Raw genomic sequence first — 18699 nt, forward strand, 5'->3', positions numbered from 1 at the left:
GAGGAGGCCGCCGCCGTGGCCGCCGAGCCCCAACCGGAGCCGGAGCCGGAGGAGGGGGACAGGGTCGACCCACACCGTCAACGGGCCCACGACATCATCTTCGGCGCCCACCAGGCACGCCCCAGGGTCGGCGAAATGGGCCCGGAATCCGAGGCAACGCCGTCGCGTGATCAGGACGTCATCGAGGGTGAGAGCTACCTGGTCGACGACAGCCGGATGCTGCCGGGGCCCGAGAAGAAGGAAGAGGAGGAGTGATGCACGCGGTCATCCCGTACGTCATTGCCGCCCTGCTCTTCGGTCTGGGCGTCTACGGCGTGCTCCGCCGGCGCAACGCGATCCTGGTGCTGATGGCCGTCGAGCTCATGCTCAACGCGGTCAACCTGATCCTGGTCGCCGCCGACTCCGCCCGATCCGCGGCGACGAGCACGCTGGTCGGCATGCAGCCCGAGGCCTGGGCCCATCCGGTGCCCGAGCCGCGCGCCGGGGCGATCTTCGCGCTGTTCGTGATCGTGCTGGCCGCCGCCGAGGTGGGCGTTGGCCTCGCGATCGTCCTGCAGTTCTACCGCCTCCGCCGGGCCGTCGTGCTCGACGAGGTGTCCCTGCAGGAGCACGACCACGAGATCGAGCACCTCGAGTCCGAGACCGAGCAGGTGGCCGGGTGACCGCGGGGACGATCGGGGCGCTCGTTCCGGGCGTGCCACTGCTGCTGGGCCTGGTCGGTCTCACCCTGCATGCCGGGGACGACGACGGTGACCTCACGCCGCGCCGGTCCGCCGCGGCGATCGGCATCGTCGGCACGGCCGTCTCGCTCGCCGTCACGCTGGGCCTGTTGATCTTCGCCGGGAAACAGGGCGAGACGATCGAGGCGAACCACCGCTGGGTGAGCCTCGGCGGCATCGATGTCACGCTCGGCTTCTCGGCCGGCCCGGCGGCCCTCTACATCGCGGTCGCGGTCGGCGTGGTCGCGCTGTTCGTGCAGATCTACTCGGTCGCCTACCTGCACGACGACCCCCGCTACCCGCCGTACGCGGCGCAGGTGAGCCTGTTCACCGGCGCCATGCTGCTGGTCGTCACGTCCGGCGACCTGATCGGCCTGCTGGTCGGCTGGGAGGTGATGGGCGCCTGCTCGTACCTGCTGATCGGCCACGACCGGCGGCTGCCCGAGGCGCCCGCCGCCGCGGTCAAGGCGTTCCTGGTCACCCGGGTCGGCGACGTCGGCTTCCTGCTCGGCATCGCGCTGCTGGTGGTGAGCGCCGGCACGTCCCGGATCAGCGTGGTGCTGACCCACCACTACTCGACCACCACGCTCACCGCGGCCCTGCTGCTGTTGCTCGCCGGGGTGGCCGGCAAGAGCGCGCAGTTCCCGCTGCACACCTGGCTCCCCGACGCGATGGCCGGCCCCACGCCGATCTCCGCGCTGATCCACGCGGCCACCATGGTCGCCGCGGGCGTGTACGTGGTGTTCCGCCTGTACCCGCTGTACGAGCAGTCGCCGGCCGCGCTGGCGGTGCTCGGCGTGGTCGCCGCGATCACGATCCTGCTGGGCGCGCTGAGCGCCACCGCGCAGGACGACATGAAGCGGGTGCTGGCCTGGTCGACGGTGAGTCAGATCGGCTACATGACCGGGGCGCTGGCCGTCGGCTCGCCCGCCGCCGCGCTGTTCCACCTGCTCACCCATGCCGCGTTCAAGGCGTTGCTGTTCCTCGCCGCGGGTGCGGTGATCCACGCGGTGGGCACCAACTACCTGTCCCGGATGGGCGGGCTGCGCCGGCCCATGCCGGTGACCTTCTGGTCGTTCGTGATCGGCCTGGGCGCGCTGGCCGGCCTGCCCCCGCTGGCGGGGTTCTGGTCGAAGGAGAACATCCTGACCGCGGCCGCGCACGCCACCGACGGCGGCGGCCCGACCCCGATCTGGGTGGCCTGGGTGGTTTGGATCGCCGCGCTGTTCGCCGTGGCGGTCACCGCGTGGTACTCGACGCGCCTGCTGCTCCGCGCGTTCTTCGGCGTCTCCCGTGAGCACGGGCCCGACGGCCCGGACTGGGAGGTCGGCTTCGACGACGCCCGCTACTCCCGCCCGCGCACCCCGCACGACCCGCCGGCCGCCATGCGCTGGCCGATCGTCCTGCTCGCCATCCCGGCCGCGTTGCTCGGTCTCGCGGCGTACGCTCCCGGCTTCCGCACCGCACTGGAGCTGGAGGAGCCGCACCTGAGCGTCGCGATCGTGCTGCCCCTCGTGCTGCTCGCGCTCGGCGCGGGCAGCGCCTGGTGGCTGTGGCGCGAGGCGCCCGCCGCCGACCCGGCCGAGGCGCTCGGGCCGGCCCGGCCCTTCCTGGCCGCCGGTTTCCGCCTCGACGAGGTGCAGGACCGGCTGGTCGTCCGCCCGGTTCGCGCGCTGGCCGACCTGGTCAAGACCGCCGACGAGCGGATCGTCGACGCCACCGTCGAGGGCGCGGGCACGACCGCGACCCGGCTCGGTGGGCTGCTCGCCGCCGCACACCGGATCGCCCTGCCCTGGGCCGCGGTCCTGGTGCTGGGCGGCGCCCTGGTGCTGACCCTCTGGTTCGGAGCCGCGGCATGACCGCCTGCACCGAGCGGCACTTGCGTGAGTTGCACGCCCAGGCCGCAGGCGAGGGCCAGAAGGGCATGCCAAAGGAGGGCACAGCGTGACCGTCTATCAGGTGATGCTCGTCGCCGCCGTGGCCCTCCCGGCCCTCGGCGCCGCCGCGTTGGCGCTGCTCCCGGCCCACGCCGACCGGCCCGCCCGGCTGCTCGCGACGGCTGTCTCGGCGGTCACCCTGGTGCCGATCGTGGTGCTGGCCTTCGCCCACGACGCGAGCTGGACGGCGTACTCCGCGGGCGGCGGACCGGCGATCCGGCCCTGGGCCCAGGTGGACTGGTCCTGGGTGCCCGCCCTGCATCTCGACTTCCACCTCGGCGTCGACGGCGTGTCCTACCCGCTGGTGGCGCTCACCGGCCTGCTGACGGTGCTCTGCTGCGCGTACACGATCTGGAAGGTCCCCGACGGCGGCTCCGCGCGTACCCTCCTCGCCCTGCTCCTGGTTCTGGAGGCCGGCATCCTGGGCACCTTCCTCGCCCTCGACCTGGTGTTGTTCTTCCTGTTCTTCGAGGTCGTGCTGCTCCCGATGTACGCGGTGATCGCCGGCTGGGGCGGCGAGCAGCGACGCGCGGCGGCCCGCAAATTCGTGCTGTACACGCTGTTCGGCTCGGTCCTGCTGCTGCTCGGCGTCTTCACCGTCGCCGCGAAGGCCGGCACCGGCGACCTGGTCGCGCTCACCGGCGGCAACGGCCTGAGCCGCACCACGCAGTACGCGGCGTTCGCCCTGTTCGCCGTCGCGTTCGCGGTGAAGGCCCCGCTCTGGCCGCTGCACACCTGGCTCCCCGACGCGCACACCCAGGCGCCCACGGTCGGCTCGGTGATCCTGGCCGGGGTGCTGCTGAAGATGGGCACCTACGGCCTGATCCGGGTCGGGGTCGGCGTCGCCCCGCTCGGCGCGCACTGGGCCGCCCCGCTGCTCGGCCTGCTGGCCGTCGCGGCGATCCTGGCCGGCGCGCTGATCTGCCTGCGACAGACCGAGCTGAAACGGCTGATCGCCTACTCCAGCGTCGGGCACATGGGGTTCGTGCTGCTCGGCATCGCCACGCTCACCGCCACCGGCATCCAGGCCGCGCTGATCGGCAACGTGGCGCACGGGCTCATCACCGGCCTGCTCTTCTTCCTGGCCGGTGCGATCAAGGACAGGGCGCACACCGGCGACCTCGCCGACCTCGGCGGCCTGCGGGAGACCGCGCCCCGGCTGGCCGGCGTGCTCGGCTTCGCGGCGATCGCCTCGCTCGGGCTGCCCGGGCTGGCCGGGTTCTGGGGGGAGGCGTTCGCGGTGGTGGCCGCCGTCCGGCGCGGCGGCGGGCTGTGGGTGACGCTCGCCGTGCTGGCCGCGATCGGCGGGGCGCTGACCGCGGCGTACTTCCTGCGGTTGCTGCGCAAGGTGACGCACGGGCCGGCCCGCACGCCGGTGCCGGCGGGGATCGCGGGCGCCGAGTGGTTCGCGTGGGCGCCGCTGGTCGCGTTCACCCTCGCGGTCGGCCTGGTGCCCGCGCTGGTGCTGGTGGCCACCGAGGCGCCGGTGCTCGCGCTGACGGGAGCGTTCCGATGACGATCGACCAAGTCACGATCCTGCCGCTGTACGCCGCGTCCGGCACCGCGATCCTCGTCCTGCTGGTGGACCTGCTGGTCGCCCGCCGCCCGGCCACCCACGGCGCGCTGGCGCTCGGCGGCCTGGCCACCGCGGTCTGCGCGATCGTGGTCGGCGACTCGCGCCCGCCGACGTTCTGCGCCGGCACCGAGTGCTCGTGGCTGCCCAGCCCGGTCGCGGTGGTGACCGCCGTGCTCTTCGCCGGCCTGACCGTCGGGGTGCTCGCGCTCTCGGTGCCGTCGCTGCGCCTGGGTGCCGCGCCGGCCGGCGAGTTCTGCTTCCTGCTGGCCTCCTCGATGACCGGCGGCGTGGTGGTCGCCTACGCCGGCGACCTGATCTCGCTGATCGTCGGCCTCGAAACGCTGACCCTGCCGCTGTACATCCTGGTCGGCCTGCGCCGGTTCGCCCCCCGGGAACGCGTCTCGACCGCCGGCGCGTCGGCGTCCATCACGTTCTTCCTGATCAGCGTGATCTCCACGGCGGTGGCGCTGCTGGGCGCCGCGCTCAACTACGCCGCCACCGGCGCGCTCCACTTCGGCCATCTGATCGGCGGCTTCGGCCCGATGCTGCCGGTCGCGCAGGTCGGCGTGGCGCTCCTGGTGATCGGCTTCGCCTTCAAGGTCGCCGCGGTCCCGCTGCACGCGTGGGCGCCCCCGACCTACGAGGGCGCGCCGCTGCCGGTCGCCGCGTACCTGTCGACCGCCTCCAAGCTGGGCGGCGTGCTGGCCCTGGCCGCGATCGTGTCCCGGCTGGAGGCGGCCCCGATCACCGCCGCCCTGGCCGTCCTGACGATGACCGTGGGCAACCTGGTCGCCCTGCGGCAACAGCGGATGGTCCGCCTGCTGGCCTGGTCGTCGATCGCCCAGGCCGGCTACGTGCTGGCCGCCCTGGCCCTGGGCGGCCCCGGCGTGCAGCCGGCGATCGTCTACGCGGTCTTCTTCATGATCCTGGAGTTCCTCGCCTTCGCCACCGTGGTGGCCCTGCGGCCGGTAGCGGCCGACGGCGGCGACATGCGTGCCTACCGAGGCGCGGGCCGCCGCTCCCCGTGGCTGGGTGCCGCGCTGGTGCTCGCCTTCGCCGGCCTGGCGGGCCTGCCCCCGGGCCTGATCGGCTTGTTCGCCAAGGTCACGGTCGTCGACGCCCTGATCAACGGCGGCTGGGGCTGGCTGGCCGGCCTGGTGGCCCTCAACGCGGTCATCGGCCTGGCCTACTATGTGCGGGCCACGGCCAACCTGTACGCGGGACCGCTGAAGCCCGGCATCCAGGTCCTCGACCCCGATCTGCTGGAGCGCGCCACTCATCCCCGCCTGCCGGTGTCCCGCTCCGTCGCGGGCGCCCTGATCGCGGCCGCCGCGGTGGCGGTGGTGCTCGGCTTCGCCCCGCAGCTGCTCTTCGACGCCCTCAGCTGAGGCGGCTCGCAGTCGGCGGCGCTGTGGGTCGCCGATCCCAACCCACGTGCGCAAGCGTTCTACCGCAAGCACGGCTTCGTCGCCGACGGGACGGCGCAGGTGGAGCACGGTGTGCGGGAGATACGCATGGTCCGCGAGGCGCAGACGCCGTCGACGGCGCGGTGACCAAGAACGTGCGCCTACGGGCGGCCGGCGACGGAAGAGGCGCGGCGGCGAGTGGGCGCGTTACCCGAGGTTGAGGCGGTCCTCAACCTCTTTGCGGAGGTCTTCGGGGAGGGACTCGGCGTCCAGCAGGCGGCCCAGCGACGCCGGGTCCAGCATGTAGATGCCGAAGGCCTCGGCGATGCTCACGCTCTTGGCCGGCCGGTAGATGACCGAGATCGCGTCGCCGGCCCGGACGTGGCCCGGTGTAACCACGCGCAGGTAGGCGCCGGTGCGGTTGGCCTTCGTGAAGCGCTTCAGCCACCGCGGCTCCGCCATCCGGGCCTGGAATGTCGCGCACGGGATGCGCCCGAACGTCGGCTGGAGCTCGAGCTCGTCGCCGATCCGCCAGACCTCACCGATCAACGCCGCGTTCACGTCGATGCCCGCGGTGGTCAGGTTTTCGCCGAAGGTGCCGCCGGCGAGCTCCCGGCCGAGTTCCGCCGCCCACCAGTCGTAGTCCTCCCGCGCGTACGCGTAGACCGCCTGGTTGTCGCCCCCGTGGTGCTTGATGTCGCCGATCGGGTCGCCGACCAGCCCACTGTGCAGGCCGGTCGTCTTCGGCCCCGGCGCTCGCACGTAGACCGGGTGGTCGACCGGTAGCTTGTCTATCCCGGTCATCGCCAGCTGCTTCGCCGGGTTGGCGCGGGGCACCCCGACATTCACCTGGAGGACCTTGCCGTCGATCATGACGAAAACTCCATCACCACGCGATCGGGGACCGGCGGGTAGCCGATCCGCTGGTAGACCCCGTTGCTGGCCGGGTAGGCGAGGTCGGCCGCGCCCAGCTCGAGGGCGGCCCGGCCGGCCGTGGCGGTGACCGCGGCCGCGTACCGGTGCCCGCGGAACTCGCCCGGCGTGCAGACCATCACGATGCGCACCATGCCGGCGTCGAGCCGGGAGCGGGACGCTCTCAGGAAGTCACCCGGCGTGCCGGCGAACGCCTCGACGTCTCCGGTCAGCTCCCACATGCCACCATCCTCGCGACTGAAGCGGCCGGAAGCACCCGATTAAAGCCCCCACGCCTTCGCGACCCGGACCAGCGTGTCCTGCCGGGTCGCCGGGTCGTAGACGGTGCCGGCCAGGATCAGCTCGTTCGCCCCGGTGCGCGCCACCAGCTCGTCGAGGCCGCGGACCACGTCCTCGCCGGTCCCCGCGAACTGGGTGCCGGGCAGCGAGTCGAGCATCGCGCGATCGAGGTCGGACAGCTCCACCGCCGCGGCCGCCTCGGGCGACACGATCGGCCCGAGCCGTCCGGTGCGCAGGCTCAACGCCATGATCCGGCTCGGCCCGGCGAGGAACCGCGCCTCCTCGGCGGTCTCCGCGGCGATCACCGACGCGCTGACCATCACGTGCGGCTCGGCGTAGCGCGGCGACGGCTTGAACCCGGTGCGGTAGAGGCGCAGCGCCGAATCCACATCGGAGCCGATGGCGAAGTGGTACGCGTAGCAGAACGGCAGCCCGAGCGTCGCGGCGACCTGCGCCCCGTACGTGGAGGAGCCGAGCATCCACACCTCGGGGTAGCTCTCCGCAACCGGCGTCGCGTGCAGCCGGGCCACGCTCCCGGCGTCGACCCGCTCGTCGCCGAGCAGCGCCAGCAGGGCCTGCAGGTGCTCGGGGAACTGCTCGACCGTCAGGTACGGCGACACGCCGCGCAACGCCGCCGCGGTCGCCTGGTCGGTGCCCGGCGCCCGGCCGATGCCCAGATCTATCCGTCCCGGGTGCAGCGCCTCGAGGATCGCGAACTGCTCGGCCACCACGAACGGCATATGGTTGGGCAGCATGACCCCGCCCGAGCCGACGTGGATGCGCCGGGTGCACGCCGCCACCGCGGCGATCAGCACCGGCGGCGCGGTGGACGCCACGGCCGGCATGTTGTGGTGCTCGGCCAGCCAGAAGCGCGAATAGCCCAGGTCGTCGGCGGTCTTGGCGATCTCGAGGGTGCCGCGCAACGCGTCGGCGCTGGTATGTCCCGCGCGAACCGTGGCCAGGTCGAGCACGGAGAGCGGAACACGGGTGGAGCTTGTCACCGTCTTAACTTAACGCGACCCCTGCTGATGGCGAATTGCTTGCACCCCCACGGTGACCGCCCCGAGCGCCGCGCCCGGCACCACCATCCAGATCGGCCAGGGATAGAGCGCACCGTCGGCGGTCGCCGCGACCAGCCCGAACACCACCAGGTTGACCACCGTGAGCGCGGCCCAGATGGTCCACAGCACGAGCAGCGCGGTCGGCAGCCGGCGGGCTTGGCGGCGCTGTTCGGCCAGCCGGCGGGCGGTGATCTCGGCGGTGCTCAACCCCGGCTTGGGCAGGTCGGTGAGCAGGACCAACAGCTCCTGGTACGTCTTCGCGGCGTACGCGTCGCGCACCCGGTCGTCGTACTCCTGGAGGGAGAGCCGCCCCTCGTCGAGCGCGGCCTTGAGCTGCTCGGCCACCTTCTCCCGATCGGAATCGGCGGCGCGGAGCCTCTCGACCTCGCCCCGGATCTCGTTCCCCATCGGACACTCCTTTTACGCCGCCCGCCGAGAGGCCAGGCTAACCGAGCCGGACCGGCGATCGGCAGAGGGAGAACCCCTGAAATCGCGGCCGTTCGCCGACCCTGTCAGCGGTACTGCTGGACGGCGCCCGCCTGCTCGCGCAGCCGGGCGATCCGCTGCTCCATCGGCGGGTGCGTGGAGAACAGCGCCGACATGCCGCCGGTCCGGAACGGGTTGGCGATCATCAGGTGGGCGGCGCTGGGCAGCTGCCCCTCGGCCGGCAACGGCATCCGCTGTGTGCCGTACTGGATCTTCTCGAGCGCGCTGGCCAGGGCCAGCGGGTCCCGGGTGAGCTCGGCGCCGGACGCGTCCGCCTGGAACTCCCGGTTCCGGCTGATCGCCATCTGGATGATCGACGCGGCCAGCGGCCCGAGGATCATCATGGCCAGCAGCGCGGCCGGGTTCGGCCGGTCGTCGTCGTCCGAGCCGCCCAGCGGCAGGAAGATCGCCAGCTGCGCGAGGCTCGTGATGATGCCGGCCAGGGCCGCGGCCACGCTCGAGATCAGGATGTCGCGGTTGTAGACGTGCGACAGCTCGTGCCCGATCACCGCGCGCAGCTCACGCCGGTCGAGCAACTGCGTGATGCCGACGGTGACGGCCACCGCCGCGTGCTGCGGGTCACGCCCGGTCGCGAACGCGTTCGGCTGGCTCGTGGGCGACACGTACAGCCGCGGCATCGGCTGTCCCGCGGTCTGCGAGAGCTCCCGCACCATCTGGTACAGCTCCGGGAACTCCGCCTCGCTCACCGGCCGGGCCCGCATGGCGCGCAGCGCGATCTTGTCCGAGTAGAAGTAGCTGAAGGCGTTCATACCGAGCGAGATGAGCACCGCGAAGACCAGCCCGGCGCTCCCGCCGAGCCAGTAGCCGGCCGCCAGGATGAGCGCGGTGAGCAGACCGAGCAGGGCGGCCGTCTTGAGGCCGTTGTGGTGGCTGGACACAGTGACAACTCCCGTCCGCGGTCCCTCCGGAGCCGCACCCTCCAGAACGCCCCTGACCGGCGCTTTCATCCCTACGGGGCTGTGAGTTCGCTGAAGACGCGGCAGCGGAGACCGTCCTGCGCCTGGACGCCGGATTCACTGGAATCTTGATTGTTCGTTTGCCGGTAGGCGGACGACGAATGTGGTTCCGGGGCCGCTGTGTGCCGCGAGGCCGATGCTGCCGTCGTGGCGTTCGACGATGGCGCGGGTGATGACCAGGCCGAGTCCGGTGCCAGGAATGTGCCGGGCCCGCGCCGAGGACGCGCGGTAGAAGCGGCGGAACAGGCGGGGCCGGTCGGCCTCCGGGATGCCGATGCCGGTGTCGGCGACGGTCCAGGTGATGTGGCGCGCGTCGACCGTGGCGGTGATCGTGATGCGGCCGCCGGCCGGGGTGTACTTGATCGCGTTGGAGAGCAGGTTGTCGGCGACTTGGCGCAGCCGGTGCGGGTCGCCGTGCAGCGGGAGGCGCTCGGGCATGTCGGTGTCGACGGTGAGGTTCTTGCCGGTGGCCTGCGGCCGGAACGCGTCGATGGCGGCCCTGATGACGGCGCTCAGGTCGGTGTCGACCGCCTCGACGGTCAGGTGGCCGGATTCCAGGCGGGCCAGGTCGAGGAGGTCGTCGGCGATCGCCGACAGCCGCTGAGCGCTGCCGGCGATGGTGCTGAGGTAGCTGCGTTGCTCGGTCTCGGTGAGAGTGTCCAGTTCGTCGTCGACGAACGACGCGGTGCTGGTGATCACCGCCAGCGGGTTGCGCAGTTCGTGGGTGACCAGGGCCAGGAACTCGTCCTTGGTGCGGGCCAGGTCGATGGCGAGCTCCTCGGCGCGGCGCCGTTCCAGGTACTGGCCGAGCTGTGCGGCGACACCGCCGAGCAGGGCGATGAGGGTGTTTTCCGGATCCTCGGCGTAGTCGCCGTAGACGCACAGCGCACCGAGGATCTGCCCGCCGGTGGAGATCGGTACGCCGACGGCGACGCGCAGACCGGCCTCGGCGGCGATCCGGCTGCGGCTCGAGCCGGTGTCCGCGCCCAGGTCGGGGATCCACTGCGGGCGGCCGCTCTGGTAGACCCGGCCCGGCAGCCATCGGCCGGTTTCGACCTCGTCGGCGACGAACTGGGTCAGCCGCCAGGCCGGGCCGAGGTGCCGGGCGGCGCAGGTGAGGACCCGGCGCTCCTCGTCGGGTACCCACAGTTCGGTCACCGGCCAGCCCATCTGCACGCCGACGGCTTCGACCAGCCGCTGCGCGGCGGCGGCGCTGGATTCCGCCTCGGCCAGGCCGCGGGAGACGGCCGCCTCCACGGCGGTGAACCGGCTGGCCCGCTGCGCGACGGTGACGTCGCTCAGGAAGGCGTGATAGATGCGCCCGCCGGGATCATCGGTGGCGGTCACCGTCATCTCGACGGGGAACTCATGGCCGTCGCGATGCCTCATCCGGGTGGTCACGTGCTGCCGTAACGCCTCGGCGGGACTCCCGGCCAGGAACAGCTCCAGCCGGGCACGGTACTGCTCCACGATGATCAGGTCTTGCACCCGCCGACCGCAGGCCTCCCGCCACTGGTAACCGAACGTATCCGCCGCGGCCCGGTTCCACGCCAGCACCCGCCCGTCCGTATCCACGGCGATATACGCGGTGGACACCGCGGCCAGCACCTTCATCGGATGCCGCAGCACCTCTTCGCCGCACCACATCAGCGGAGTCCGCGTCTCAGTCATGTCCGCGCCGGCTCGTGCTCGGCGGGGGCGGCTCGGCAACGCGGGCGTCGATCACCACACTGACCAGGGTGCCCTACCCGACGCGGGGACAAACCGGATCGGCATTCCTGCTCCCCGCCGAGATCGGTCGGACTCTTGGGCCGGCTTTCGCCGCGCCGGTGCCGTGCCGAGGAGACCCCACGATAGAGGCCCCTGACCGGCATCATGCCTGGTCAGAGGCCTCTTCTTTCCCGAGGGTACCGGTGGCCTCTACCGTGCCTGGTGCGCCGCACGTCAGCCGGTCAGTCGTCACATTCGCGTTCGTCCGCGTGCAACATGCTGGCTCGGCTTACCGACGAGCGTCCAGATTCAGCCTCAGCGACTCCACCCGTTCGTCGGAGGCCGCTGCCCATGCCACGCCTATGGCGAGATGCAAGAACCCCTCAACGGCGGCCAGAAGCTGCTGGACTTCTTCCAGTTCCTCCTCGGTGCCCTGGTCTGCGTGCTTCAATTTCTGAAGCTGCGTTCGGGCAGTCGCGAGCGCTGTTGCGGCCAGCTGGTGAATCACCGAAGGCTTGTCGACAGGGAACCCGGCATGGACAAAGCAGAGGATCTGACCTCGTTTCGTGGGCTTGGCCAGTCCTCTGTCGATCCACGTAAGATCCTTCGCCTCAGGGTAGTTCTGTTCAATCCAAGAGAGGACTTCTGCATCGGTAAATGCGGCTCGCAGCAGACGGTCAATTAGCTCGATGAGGGAGTTCGCCGCCTGGGCGACAGAGTCGGCTGAATACTGAAGTGCGTCACGGGCGCCTTGTACCTTGCGGCCCAACGAGGAGCTGAGCTCGGTGACCTTCTGTCGCGATCGTCCAGAGACGGTTCGACGTAGCTCGACAGCAAGCTTTAGAAGGTCATTCTTCGTCAGCAACGTGAGTTCTGGCGGTGACGACTCTTCGGCGACGATCGGCGCGCTGAATTCGACCAGCTTCTCCAATGAGGTATCGAGCACCCACATCAGCGAAAGCATGGTCGAGGAGACGTCCGAGGAGACATCCGAGGGCGGCATAGGAAGCGGCATCCTCTCCCTCTCGGGAAGAACTGAATATAGATCATCCAGCGCCACGGCGTACGGCATTAGTCCACGGGTAGCGCGACGAAGAGCCACCGTGAGAACAGCTGCGTCGGTTTGCAGTGCTGCAACGAGTCGGTGGTATGCAGCCTCGCCAACTGCTCGCCGGGCGAAACGCTGGAATCCTTCCTTCTTAATATCCTGCGCCCACTCGGGAATGTCCGCACCGATCAGCCGCTGCGCCTCGGCCGCGAACCGCTCCACATTCGCTTCGTCGAAATCCTCTATGTCACCGAACCTCTCACGGACGAACTCATCGAGCCGGTCCAACCAAGATCGAGGGTCGCTGTCGTCGATCAAGATCCTTATGCACGATATTCCGGCGTCCCAGATCCGGATCGCGTCATCGGTGATACCAAAGGCGTGACGTTGAGTCGAAGGTATCTGCCACAACTCCTTAGCCAAGGCGGAGGCGCCACTCTGCGCATCCGTCCGGCCACCCTTCGACGTGGTCGACACTTCCGGCACCCTTCCAGGACAGAACCCTCTTGGAGGCGACCAACGCTAGCCCCACCCCCCGACAAAAACGATCGCGTTTCGCGTGACCTGGTCACGTCCAGCCACTTTGTCCTGGAAGTGCGCGAGGCGCGTCGGCCGCGCGTGCCGGATCCAGCTCGCCACTCGCCCGGCCCGGGCGCGCCCGGGCAGTCGCTCGATCATGGCTCTCTCGCCTCGCCCTCCGAGTCGAACTCCCACCGCACGCCTGCGGGACACCCGCGATACGAGCTGTCCCCCTCTTTTTTCGCAGCTCAATGGCCCTCGGGGGACCGAGGGGACATGGGGGACGCAGGGGACAATGCTTCGGCGATCTCACCCATCGAGGTCACGACGATGTCGGCCGACGCGAAGGCGTCGACCTTCCACGCGTTGTTGGCGTAGCCGATCGCGGCGATCCCGGCGGCCGAGCGGCCTCGACGTCGGTGATCGAGTCGCCGACCAGCACGCACGACCTCGCCTCGGCCCCGAGGGCGCGGACGGCAGCGAGCACCGGCGCGGGGTTCGGCTTCACCCGCCCCGGATCGCCGTATGTCCGGCCGATGATCGGTGCGACGTACGCGGCGAGATCGTGAGCCGTCAGATACGCCTCGACCGCCGCCGCTGAGTTGTTGCTCACGATGGCGACCGGTACGCCTCGGGCGACCGCGCCCAGGATCACCTCACGGCCGAACGGCGTTGGCGCCGCTACGGCAGCGGCGTGCAGCTCGGCCGCGCATAGGGTTTCCTCGATCATTACTGTCAGGTCGGCCGGGCACGCCTCGCCGACCCATCGCAGCACGGCGAGGGGATCACTCTCGCTGCGCTCTTCCGGCGGCACTGCCACCCGCTCGATGTCGAGCAAGGCGACCAGGTCGGCCGCGACGCGCGGCGCAGGGTAACCCGCGAAGATGGCGCACACCGGGCCGTCGAAGTCCAGAAGCAACGGCCCGGCACCGACCAGGGCGGCCTGCGTTGGGCCGCTCACGAGCGGTACTCGCGCGCCACGCTGTCCCCACCGAGTCGAACCACAAGCGGGCGGACTCAACGAACGAGCTGGGTCACCTCGACGCGCACCCGTTCGTCAAGGTCCGGTGGCAGGCCCCGAAGCTCAACGCCGAGGTGGACCGCCGAGCCGTCGTCAACCAGGGACAGGGACACCGGCTGCTGGTTGGCGTGCGCAACACCGTTCCCGAGCTGGAAGCGCTGTTCGGGACGATGTATCTCGCCGCGCTGCGCCCGGAGGAAAGCCTGAACCTGCTGGACTCCGAGTACGAGCGGCCCAAGAGGAAGGGTGGCTGGGGCTGGCTGCACCTGACCGGTGCCGTCGTCGAGGCCGGGGCGCGCTGGACCGACAGCGGAGACGTGATCGAGCAGCGGGGCCTCAAGCACCGGCCGGGGACCGCCGTGCGGGACGTGCCCGCCGCGCCGCCGCTGTGCGCGCTGCTGGACCGGCACATCGAGGCGTGGCCACCCGCGCCGAACGGCCGACTGTTCGTCACCCGGCGCGGCCCCGGCGGGATGTACGTAACGGCCAGCGGCCGGCCGGTGACCCGCAACGCGATCGGCACCGCGTGGCAGCGTGCCCGTGCCATCGGGCTCACCCCGGCCGAGCACGCCTCGCCGCTGGCTCGCCGGCCTCACGACCTGCGACACGCCTGCGTCTCCTACTGGTTGGCCTGTGGCGTGTCCCCGGCCCTGGTTGCCCGGTGGGCCGGGCACAGCATCAAGGTCCTGTTGGCGATCTACGCGAGCTGGATCTTCGGCGAGGAGGAAGCGGCGATGCGCCGGATTGAGGACGGCTACGAAGCGTTCCCCGAACCGGGTGATCTTGCGGCCTGATGCACCCAAACGACGCCGCCGGCGAATTCAAGCCGGTTCCGTGCGAGACCCCTACACCGCGAAGAGGGGGTGGTTGGCGAATCTCACCTCGCTCGGCCAGCTGTCGATGAGAACGCTGGCACCGTGTCGCGAGCCCTCTTGCTGAATGGGAGACGTACGTAAGATGACGCCGTTTAACCTGCTAGTTGTCCTGTTGCTTGTTGGACTCATGTTTGTCGTGGTGCGAGCCGCGACGCGCCAATCCTTGAAGGCTCGCGTCGACGGACTGGGCGAACTGCGGGGCCGGACGATGGCGTCGATCATCGCGACCCTTGGCGAACCGGACGAGATTACGCGGTATTCCGACGACACCCGGATCATGCTCTGGACGTCGCCGAAGTATCAGATCGCCCTTTTGGCCGGAGCGAACGGCATGTGCGGCGGTGTGCACATGGAGCGCTCCAGCAAGAAGGCGCCTCCGCGTCAAGGTCGGGGTCAGATGTCGGTGGGCTTCACTGCGTGGACCGACGTCTAGTCATCAGTCCCGTTGGCGATCTACGCAAGGCTGGACCGTCGGGCAAGGGTGTGCGCCGGATTGACGATGGGGCAAAGCGTTCCTCGAACCGGGTGATCTTGCGACCTGAACGCCGACACGTATACGACACAACCAGCGAGATCGAGTGGTTCCGAGCGAGACCGAGTGAGACCACGAAGAAGGCCCCCTACCCGGCTATTTCAGCAGGTAGGGGGCCTCTTTGTCCCTGTGGTGGCGGGTGAAGGATTCGAACCTTCGTAGCTTTCGCGACGGATTTACAGTCCGCTCCCATTGGCCGCTCGGGCAACCCGCCTGGGAACGCCCCTGCACCTTGGCGCAGCAGCGGACAACAGGATAGCCGTACCGCCGCCCGGGATTGCAACCGGGTACGGTCGGCATGTCGAGGGCCCGGATGTGGTCCTCCGCATACATCGACGTACGCCAGCCCGCAGGAGTCTGATCATGGCAGCCAGCCCGTCCTTCGACATCGTCAGCAAGGTCGACAGGCAGGAGGTCGACAACGCGTTCCACCAGGCGGAGAAGGAGCTCGGCACCCGGTTCGACTTCCGGGGTACCGGCACCAGCATCGCCAAGTCGGGGGAGGAGGGCGTGACCATCACCTCCGAGACCGAGGAGCGGGCGAGCGCCGCCCTCGACGTCTTCAAGGAGAAGCTGGTCAAGCGCAACATCTCGCTGAAGTCGCTGGAGGCCGGCGAGCCGCGGCAGTCGGGGAAGACCTACAAGATCGACTGCAAGGTGGTCGAGGGGATCGAGACCGACAAGGCCAAGGCGATCAGCAAGAAGATCCGCGACGAGGGTCCGAAGGGCGTGCAGGCCCAGATCCAGGGCGACCAGCTGCGGGTCACCGGCAAGAAGAAGGACGATCTGCAGGCCGTCATCACGTTGCTCAAGTCCGAGGACTTCGGCGTCGCCCTGCAGTTCACCAACTATCGCTGACCGGCCTCGTGATTTCCCGCCGCCGGGGGCGTCCCCGGCGGCAGACTGAGGCCATGAACGCCAGTACCTGGACCTTGGTGGTCGGCGGGGTGGCGGGGGTCGGCCTGGCGGTGTTCGGAGCGGGCATGCTGGTCACCGGGCGCGCGCCGGACGCCACCAAGCGCGCGTTCCGCAGCGTGCGCGACGCCGGCTGGTATCACCTGCTGTTTGGGGTGGGCCTCTCGCTGATCGTGTTCGGCACGGCGTTGAACGGCGGCCTGGTGACGCTGCTCATCTCCCTGGTGGCGATCGCCCTGGTCGCGGTGGCGGTCGTCCGTTTCCGGCCGCGCGGGCACGGTGACCGCTGGATGGGAAACCGGCGGCACGGCAACCGGGGGAGCGGCTAAGAACGACGCGTGGATCTGACGCACGCGGTTCTCTCGTTCGCCCTGCTCGGCGCCCTGCTGACGATCACCCCGGGGCTGGATACGGCGCTGGTCCTGCGGTCGGCCGTGAGCATGGGCCGCGGTCCGGCCTTCGCGACCGCGCTGGGCGTCGGCACCGGCGCGCTGATCTGGGGTGCGTCCGCCGCCGTCGGCGTCTCGGCGCTGCTCACCGCCTCCGAGGTGGCGTACACGGCGCTGCGGGTGGCCGGCGCCGCGTACATGATCTATCTGGGCGTGCGGATGGTCCGCGGAGCGATCAAAACCAGGATTGCGTACGCCGAGGAAGCACCCGGTGCCGCAGTGCCGACCGTCTGGAACACCGTCGGCCGTGGCCTGTGCACCAGCCTCCTCAACCCGAAGGTCGGCGCGTTCTACCTCGCCGTCCTGCCGCAGTTCGTCCCGCACGGCTCGTCGCCCCTGCTCGTCGGGGTGCTGCTCGCGCTCGTACACGATCTTGAAGGTCTGCTCTGGTTCAGTGGGATCATCGTGGGGGCCGGCGCGCTGCGGAGGTATCTGACCCGGCGGTCGGTGCGGCGCGCGGTGGACGGCGGCACGGGCGCGGTCCTGCTCGGCTTCGGCCTGAAGCTCGGCCTGAGCAGCCAATAGCCAGACCAAGAACCAGACGCAGGGGAGCAGCAGTGATCGATCCGGTGGTCGGCCCCGACTTCGTCCGCGCGCACTCCGACCGGGTGGTGCTCGCCGACGTCCGCTACTACCTCGACGGCCGGTCCGGCCGCGCGGCCTACGAGGGCGGGCATCTGCCGGGCGCGATCTTCGTGGACCTCGATACCGATCTCGCGGCGCACGCCGAGCCGGCGCAGGGCCGGCACCCGCTGCCGTCGCCGGAGGCGTTCGCCGAGCGTATGGCGGATCTCGGCCTGAGCGACGACACCATCGTGATCGGGTACGACGACGCCGGCGGAGTGATGGCCGCGCGACTGGTCTGGATGCTGCGCGCCACCGGCCACGACGCCGCCCTCCTGGACGGCGGGCTCGACGCGTACCGGGAAAAGCTGGAAACCGCGACGCCGCGGCGTGCCCGCGGCAGCTTCGAGGCGAGGCCCTGGCCGAGCGAGCGGCTCGCCGACGTCGAGGACGCCACGAGCGCCGAGTTCGTGGTGCTGGACGCGCGGCAGCCGGAGCGGTTCCGCGGCGAGACCGAGCCGATCGACCCGCGTGCCGGGCACATACCGGGCGCCCGCAGCCTGCCGACCCGGGAGAACGTGGACGCGGCCGGCCTCTTCCTGCCGCCCGCCGAGCTTCGGGAGCGGTTCGTCGCGGTCGGCGTCACCGACGGCGCGACGGTCGTCTCCTACTGCGGGTCGGGCGTGACCGCCTGCCACAACCTGCTGGCGCTCGAGCGGGCCGGGTTCGCGCCGGGGCGGCTCTACCCCGGCTCCTGGTCGCAGTACAGCGCCACCGACCGCCCGGCCGCGACCGGCGACTGATCGGCTAAGAGTCCGGCTCGCCGGCCAGGTCGCGCGCCTGGGCGACCGCGTCCGGGCCGAGTCCCTCGAAGCCGGTGCGGTCGTGCTGGCGGCCCTGGTCCTCGATCCAGCGCGTGTGCGCCTCCCAGGCCGCCTGCTTGCTGCTCCCCAGCGCCGCCCCGATCTGGGTCCAGGACGCCCCGGCGCCGCGCGCCGTCCGCACCATCGCCTGCCGGCCGTACCCGGCCTTACGGATCACGACCTCGCTGAGCGCCAGCATCTCGAGCGCCTCGTCGCGGCCGAGCGCCGGCGAGATGTCGTCGCCGTGCGCATCGCCGGCCATCGTGGCGAGCGCGTCCCGCATCCGCAGCTCGTCGTACCGCGATGTGGCGGTCGAAAGCGTGTGTTCGCGCTCCAGCTCGTCCGGTGAGGCAGCCATCCGGAAAGCCTGCCCGTCAGGCCGACCTGACGTCAAGCGGTCTTGACGAAAGCGAGGCGAATCGCATTCATTTCTACCACTAAATCCTACCGAAAGCCGTCAATTTTTCGAGTTCAGGACCACGCCCTACCTCAGCCGTTCGGTCAGGATTTCAGTATGTGTGGCCTCGACCCGCCGTCGGACACTCCCTGTCGCACAACGGGTGTGGCACCATCATGTGACCCACCGCAGGTTGCGTAACAATGTGTTCGCGTAAGACGTCAGAGGAGCCGGGCATGTTCGCAAGAAAACTGGGCCGCGTGGCGGGTCTGGTTCTCGTGCTTGCCGTTGTCTTCGGCGGCGTCGGCATCGCTGGCGGGACAGCGGAACAGAATCACACCGCGGTCGCGGTCGGGTCCCTGACCGTCGATTGGGACTGAGCCCTTCGCTGAGCCTGGCAACCCGGTTGCGCCCCGGCGGCCTCGACTGACA

20 protein-coding genes and 1 tRNA gene are annotated in these 18699 nt (G+C 70.4%); 11 read left to right on the top strand and 10 right to left on the bottom strand.

From position 1 onward, the window contains the following. Positions 1–254 precede the first annotated feature (254 nt). The 4 genes from ODJ79_RS05630 (at position 255) to ODJ79_RS05645 (ending at position 5620) form a co-directional block, all read left to right on the top strand. Positions 255–662: an NADH-quinone oxidoreductase subunit NuoK gene (locus ODJ79_RS05630; protein WP_263022244.1), complete on the top strand. Its 408-nt coding sequence runs from the start codon at positions 255–257 to the stop codon at positions 660–662. After that, positions 659–2578, top strand: a complete 1920-nt coding sequence (locus ODJ79_RS05635; RefSeq protein WP_263022245.1) for an NADH-quinone oxidoreductase subunit L — start codon at positions 659–661, stop codon at positions 2576–2578. The genes ODJ79_RS05630 and ODJ79_RS05635 overlap by 4 nt, the downstream gene beginning before the upstream one ends. Before the next feature lie 85 nt (positions 2579–2663). After that, positions 2664–4172 (top strand): NuoM family protein, encoded by a 1509-nt coding sequence (locus tag ODJ79_RS05640; RefSeq protein ID WP_263022246.1) that lies wholly within the window; start codon positions 2664–2666, stop codon positions 4170–4172. After that, positions 4169–5620: an NADH-quinone oxidoreductase subunit N gene (locus ODJ79_RS05645; RefSeq protein WP_263022247.1), complete on the top strand. Its 1452-nt coding sequence runs from the start codon at positions 4169–4171 to the stop codon at positions 5618–5620. Before ODJ79_RS05640 ends, ODJ79_RS05645 begins: the two co-directional genes overlap by 4 nt. A gap of 225 nt (positions 5621–5845) precedes the next feature. Here ODJ79_RS05645 and ODJ79_RS05655 read toward each other — a convergent pair whose 3' ends face one another. The 8 genes from ODJ79_RS05655 to ODJ79_RS05690 form a co-directional block, all read right to left on the bottom strand. Then, positions 5846–6511 (bottom strand): MOSC domain-containing protein, encoded by a 666-nt coding sequence (locus ODJ79_RS05655; RefSeq protein ID WP_263022248.1) that lies wholly within the window; start codon positions 6509–6511, stop codon positions 5846–5848. Continuing rightward, positions 6508–6792 (bottom strand): GNAT family N-acetyltransferase, encoded by a 285-nt coding sequence (locus tag ODJ79_RS05660; RefSeq protein ID WP_263022249.1) that lies wholly within the window; start codon positions 6790–6792, stop codon positions 6508–6510. Before ODJ79_RS05660 ends, ODJ79_RS05655 begins: the two co-directional genes overlap by 4 nt. 39 nt (positions 6793–6831) lie before the next feature. After that, on the bottom strand, positions 6832–7851 hold the full coding sequence (locus tag ODJ79_RS05665) for an LLM class flavin-dependent oxidoreductase (RefSeq protein WP_263022250.1): 1020 nt from the start codon (positions 7849–7851) through the stop codon (positions 6832–6834). A gap of 9 nt (positions 7852–7860) precedes the next feature. Continuing rightward, positions 7861–8319, bottom strand: a complete 459-nt coding sequence (locus ODJ79_RS05670; protein WP_263022251.1) for a DUF1707 domain-containing protein — start codon at positions 8317–8319, stop codon at positions 7861–7863. A 104-nt stretch (positions 8320–8423) separates the two neighbouring features. Then, positions 8424–9296, bottom strand: coding sequence for a zinc metalloprotease HtpX (gene htpX / locus ODJ79_RS05675; RefSeq protein ID WP_263022252.1), 873 nt, complete (start codon positions 9294–9296; stop codon positions 8424–8426). A gap of 135 nt (positions 9297–9431) precedes the next feature. After that, complete coding sequence (locus tag ODJ79_RS05680) at positions 9432–11045, bottom strand: sensor histidine kinase (RefSeq protein ID WP_263022253.1); 1614 nt, start codon at positions 11043–11045, stop codon at positions 9432–9434. Between the two features lie 328 nt (positions 11046–11373). Further along, positions 11374–12609 (bottom strand): hypothetical protein, encoded by a 1236-nt coding sequence (locus ODJ79_RS05685; RefSeq protein WP_263022254.1) that lies wholly within the window; start codon positions 12607–12609, stop codon positions 11374–11376. A 364-nt stretch (positions 12610–12973) separates the two neighbouring features. After that, positions 12974–13570 carry an HAD family hydrolase gene (locus ODJ79_RS05690; RefSeq protein WP_411267264.1) on the bottom strand — a complete coding sequence of 199 codons (597 nt, stop codon included), beginning with the start codon at positions 13568–13570 and terminating at the stop codon, positions 12974–12976. A gap of 29 nt (positions 13571–13599) precedes the next feature. On the opposite strand from ODJ79_RS05690, the gene ODJ79_RS05695 reads away from it, so the two are divergent. Together ODJ79_RS05695 and ODJ79_RS05700 are read left to right on the top strand one after the other, a co-directional pair. Beyond that, positions 13600–14466 (top strand): hypothetical protein, encoded by an 867-nt coding sequence (locus ODJ79_RS05695; RefSeq protein WP_263022255.1) that lies wholly within the window; start codon positions 13600–13602, stop codon positions 14464–14466. 208 nt (positions 14467–14674) lie between these two features. Further along, positions 14675–14980, top strand: coding sequence for a hypothetical protein (locus ODJ79_RS05700; protein WP_263022256.1), 306 nt, complete (start codon positions 14675–14677; stop codon positions 14978–14980). A gap of 229 nt (positions 14981–15209) precedes the next feature. Here the strand turns inward: ODJ79_RS05700 and ODJ79_RS05705 are convergent. Further along, positions 15210–15293 (bottom strand) — tRNA-Tyr (locus ODJ79_RS05705). Positions 15294–15442: 149 nt separating this feature from the next. Between ODJ79_RS05705 and ODJ79_RS05710 the strand changes: the two genes are divergently transcribed. Genes ODJ79_RS05710 through ODJ79_RS05725 form a run of 4 tightly spaced genes read left to right on the top strand, consistent with a single transcriptional unit; the run spans position 15443 to position 17810 of the window. After that, a complete protein-coding gene (locus ODJ79_RS05710) occupies positions 15443–15937 on the top strand; it encodes a YajQ family cyclic di-GMP-binding protein (RefSeq protein WP_263022257.1) in 495 nt (164 codons plus the stop codon). A 53-nt stretch (positions 15938–15990) separates the two neighbouring features. Beyond that, positions 15991–16323 (top strand): hypothetical protein, encoded by a 333-nt coding sequence (locus tag ODJ79_RS05715; RefSeq protein ID WP_263022258.1) that lies wholly within the window; start codon positions 15991–15993, stop codon positions 16321–16323. A 9-nt stretch (positions 16324–16332) separates the two neighbouring features. Next, entirely contained in the window at positions 16333–16968 is a 636-nt protein-coding gene (locus ODJ79_RS05720; protein ID WP_263022259.1) for a LysE family translocator, read from the top strand. A gap of 32 nt (positions 16969–17000) precedes the next feature. Then, positions 17001–17810, top strand: coding sequence for a sulfurtransferase (locus tag ODJ79_RS05725; RefSeq protein ID WP_263022260.1), 810 nt, complete (start codon positions 17001–17003; stop codon positions 17808–17810). Positions 17811–17814: 4 nt separating this feature from the next. Here the strand turns inward: ODJ79_RS05725 and ODJ79_RS05730 are convergent, their stop codons facing one another. Continuing rightward, positions 17815–18228, bottom strand: coding sequence for a hypothetical protein (locus ODJ79_RS05730; RefSeq protein ID WP_263022261.1), 414 nt, complete (start codon positions 18226–18228; stop codon positions 17815–17817). A gap of 275 nt (positions 18229–18503) precedes the next feature. On the opposite strand from ODJ79_RS05730, the gene ODJ79_RS05735 reads away from it, so the two are divergent. Beyond that, positions 18504–18647 carry a hypothetical protein gene (locus ODJ79_RS05735; protein WP_263022262.1) on the top strand — a complete coding sequence of 48 codons (144 nt, stop codon included), beginning with the start codon at positions 18504–18506 and terminating at the stop codon, positions 18645–18647. Positions 18648–18699: the final 52 nt, after the last annotated feature.

This window comes from Actinoplanes sp. KI2 (assembly GCF_025630775.1).
Lineage (GTDB): Bacteria > Actinomycetota > Actinomycetes > Mycobacteriales > Micromonosporaceae > Actinoplanes.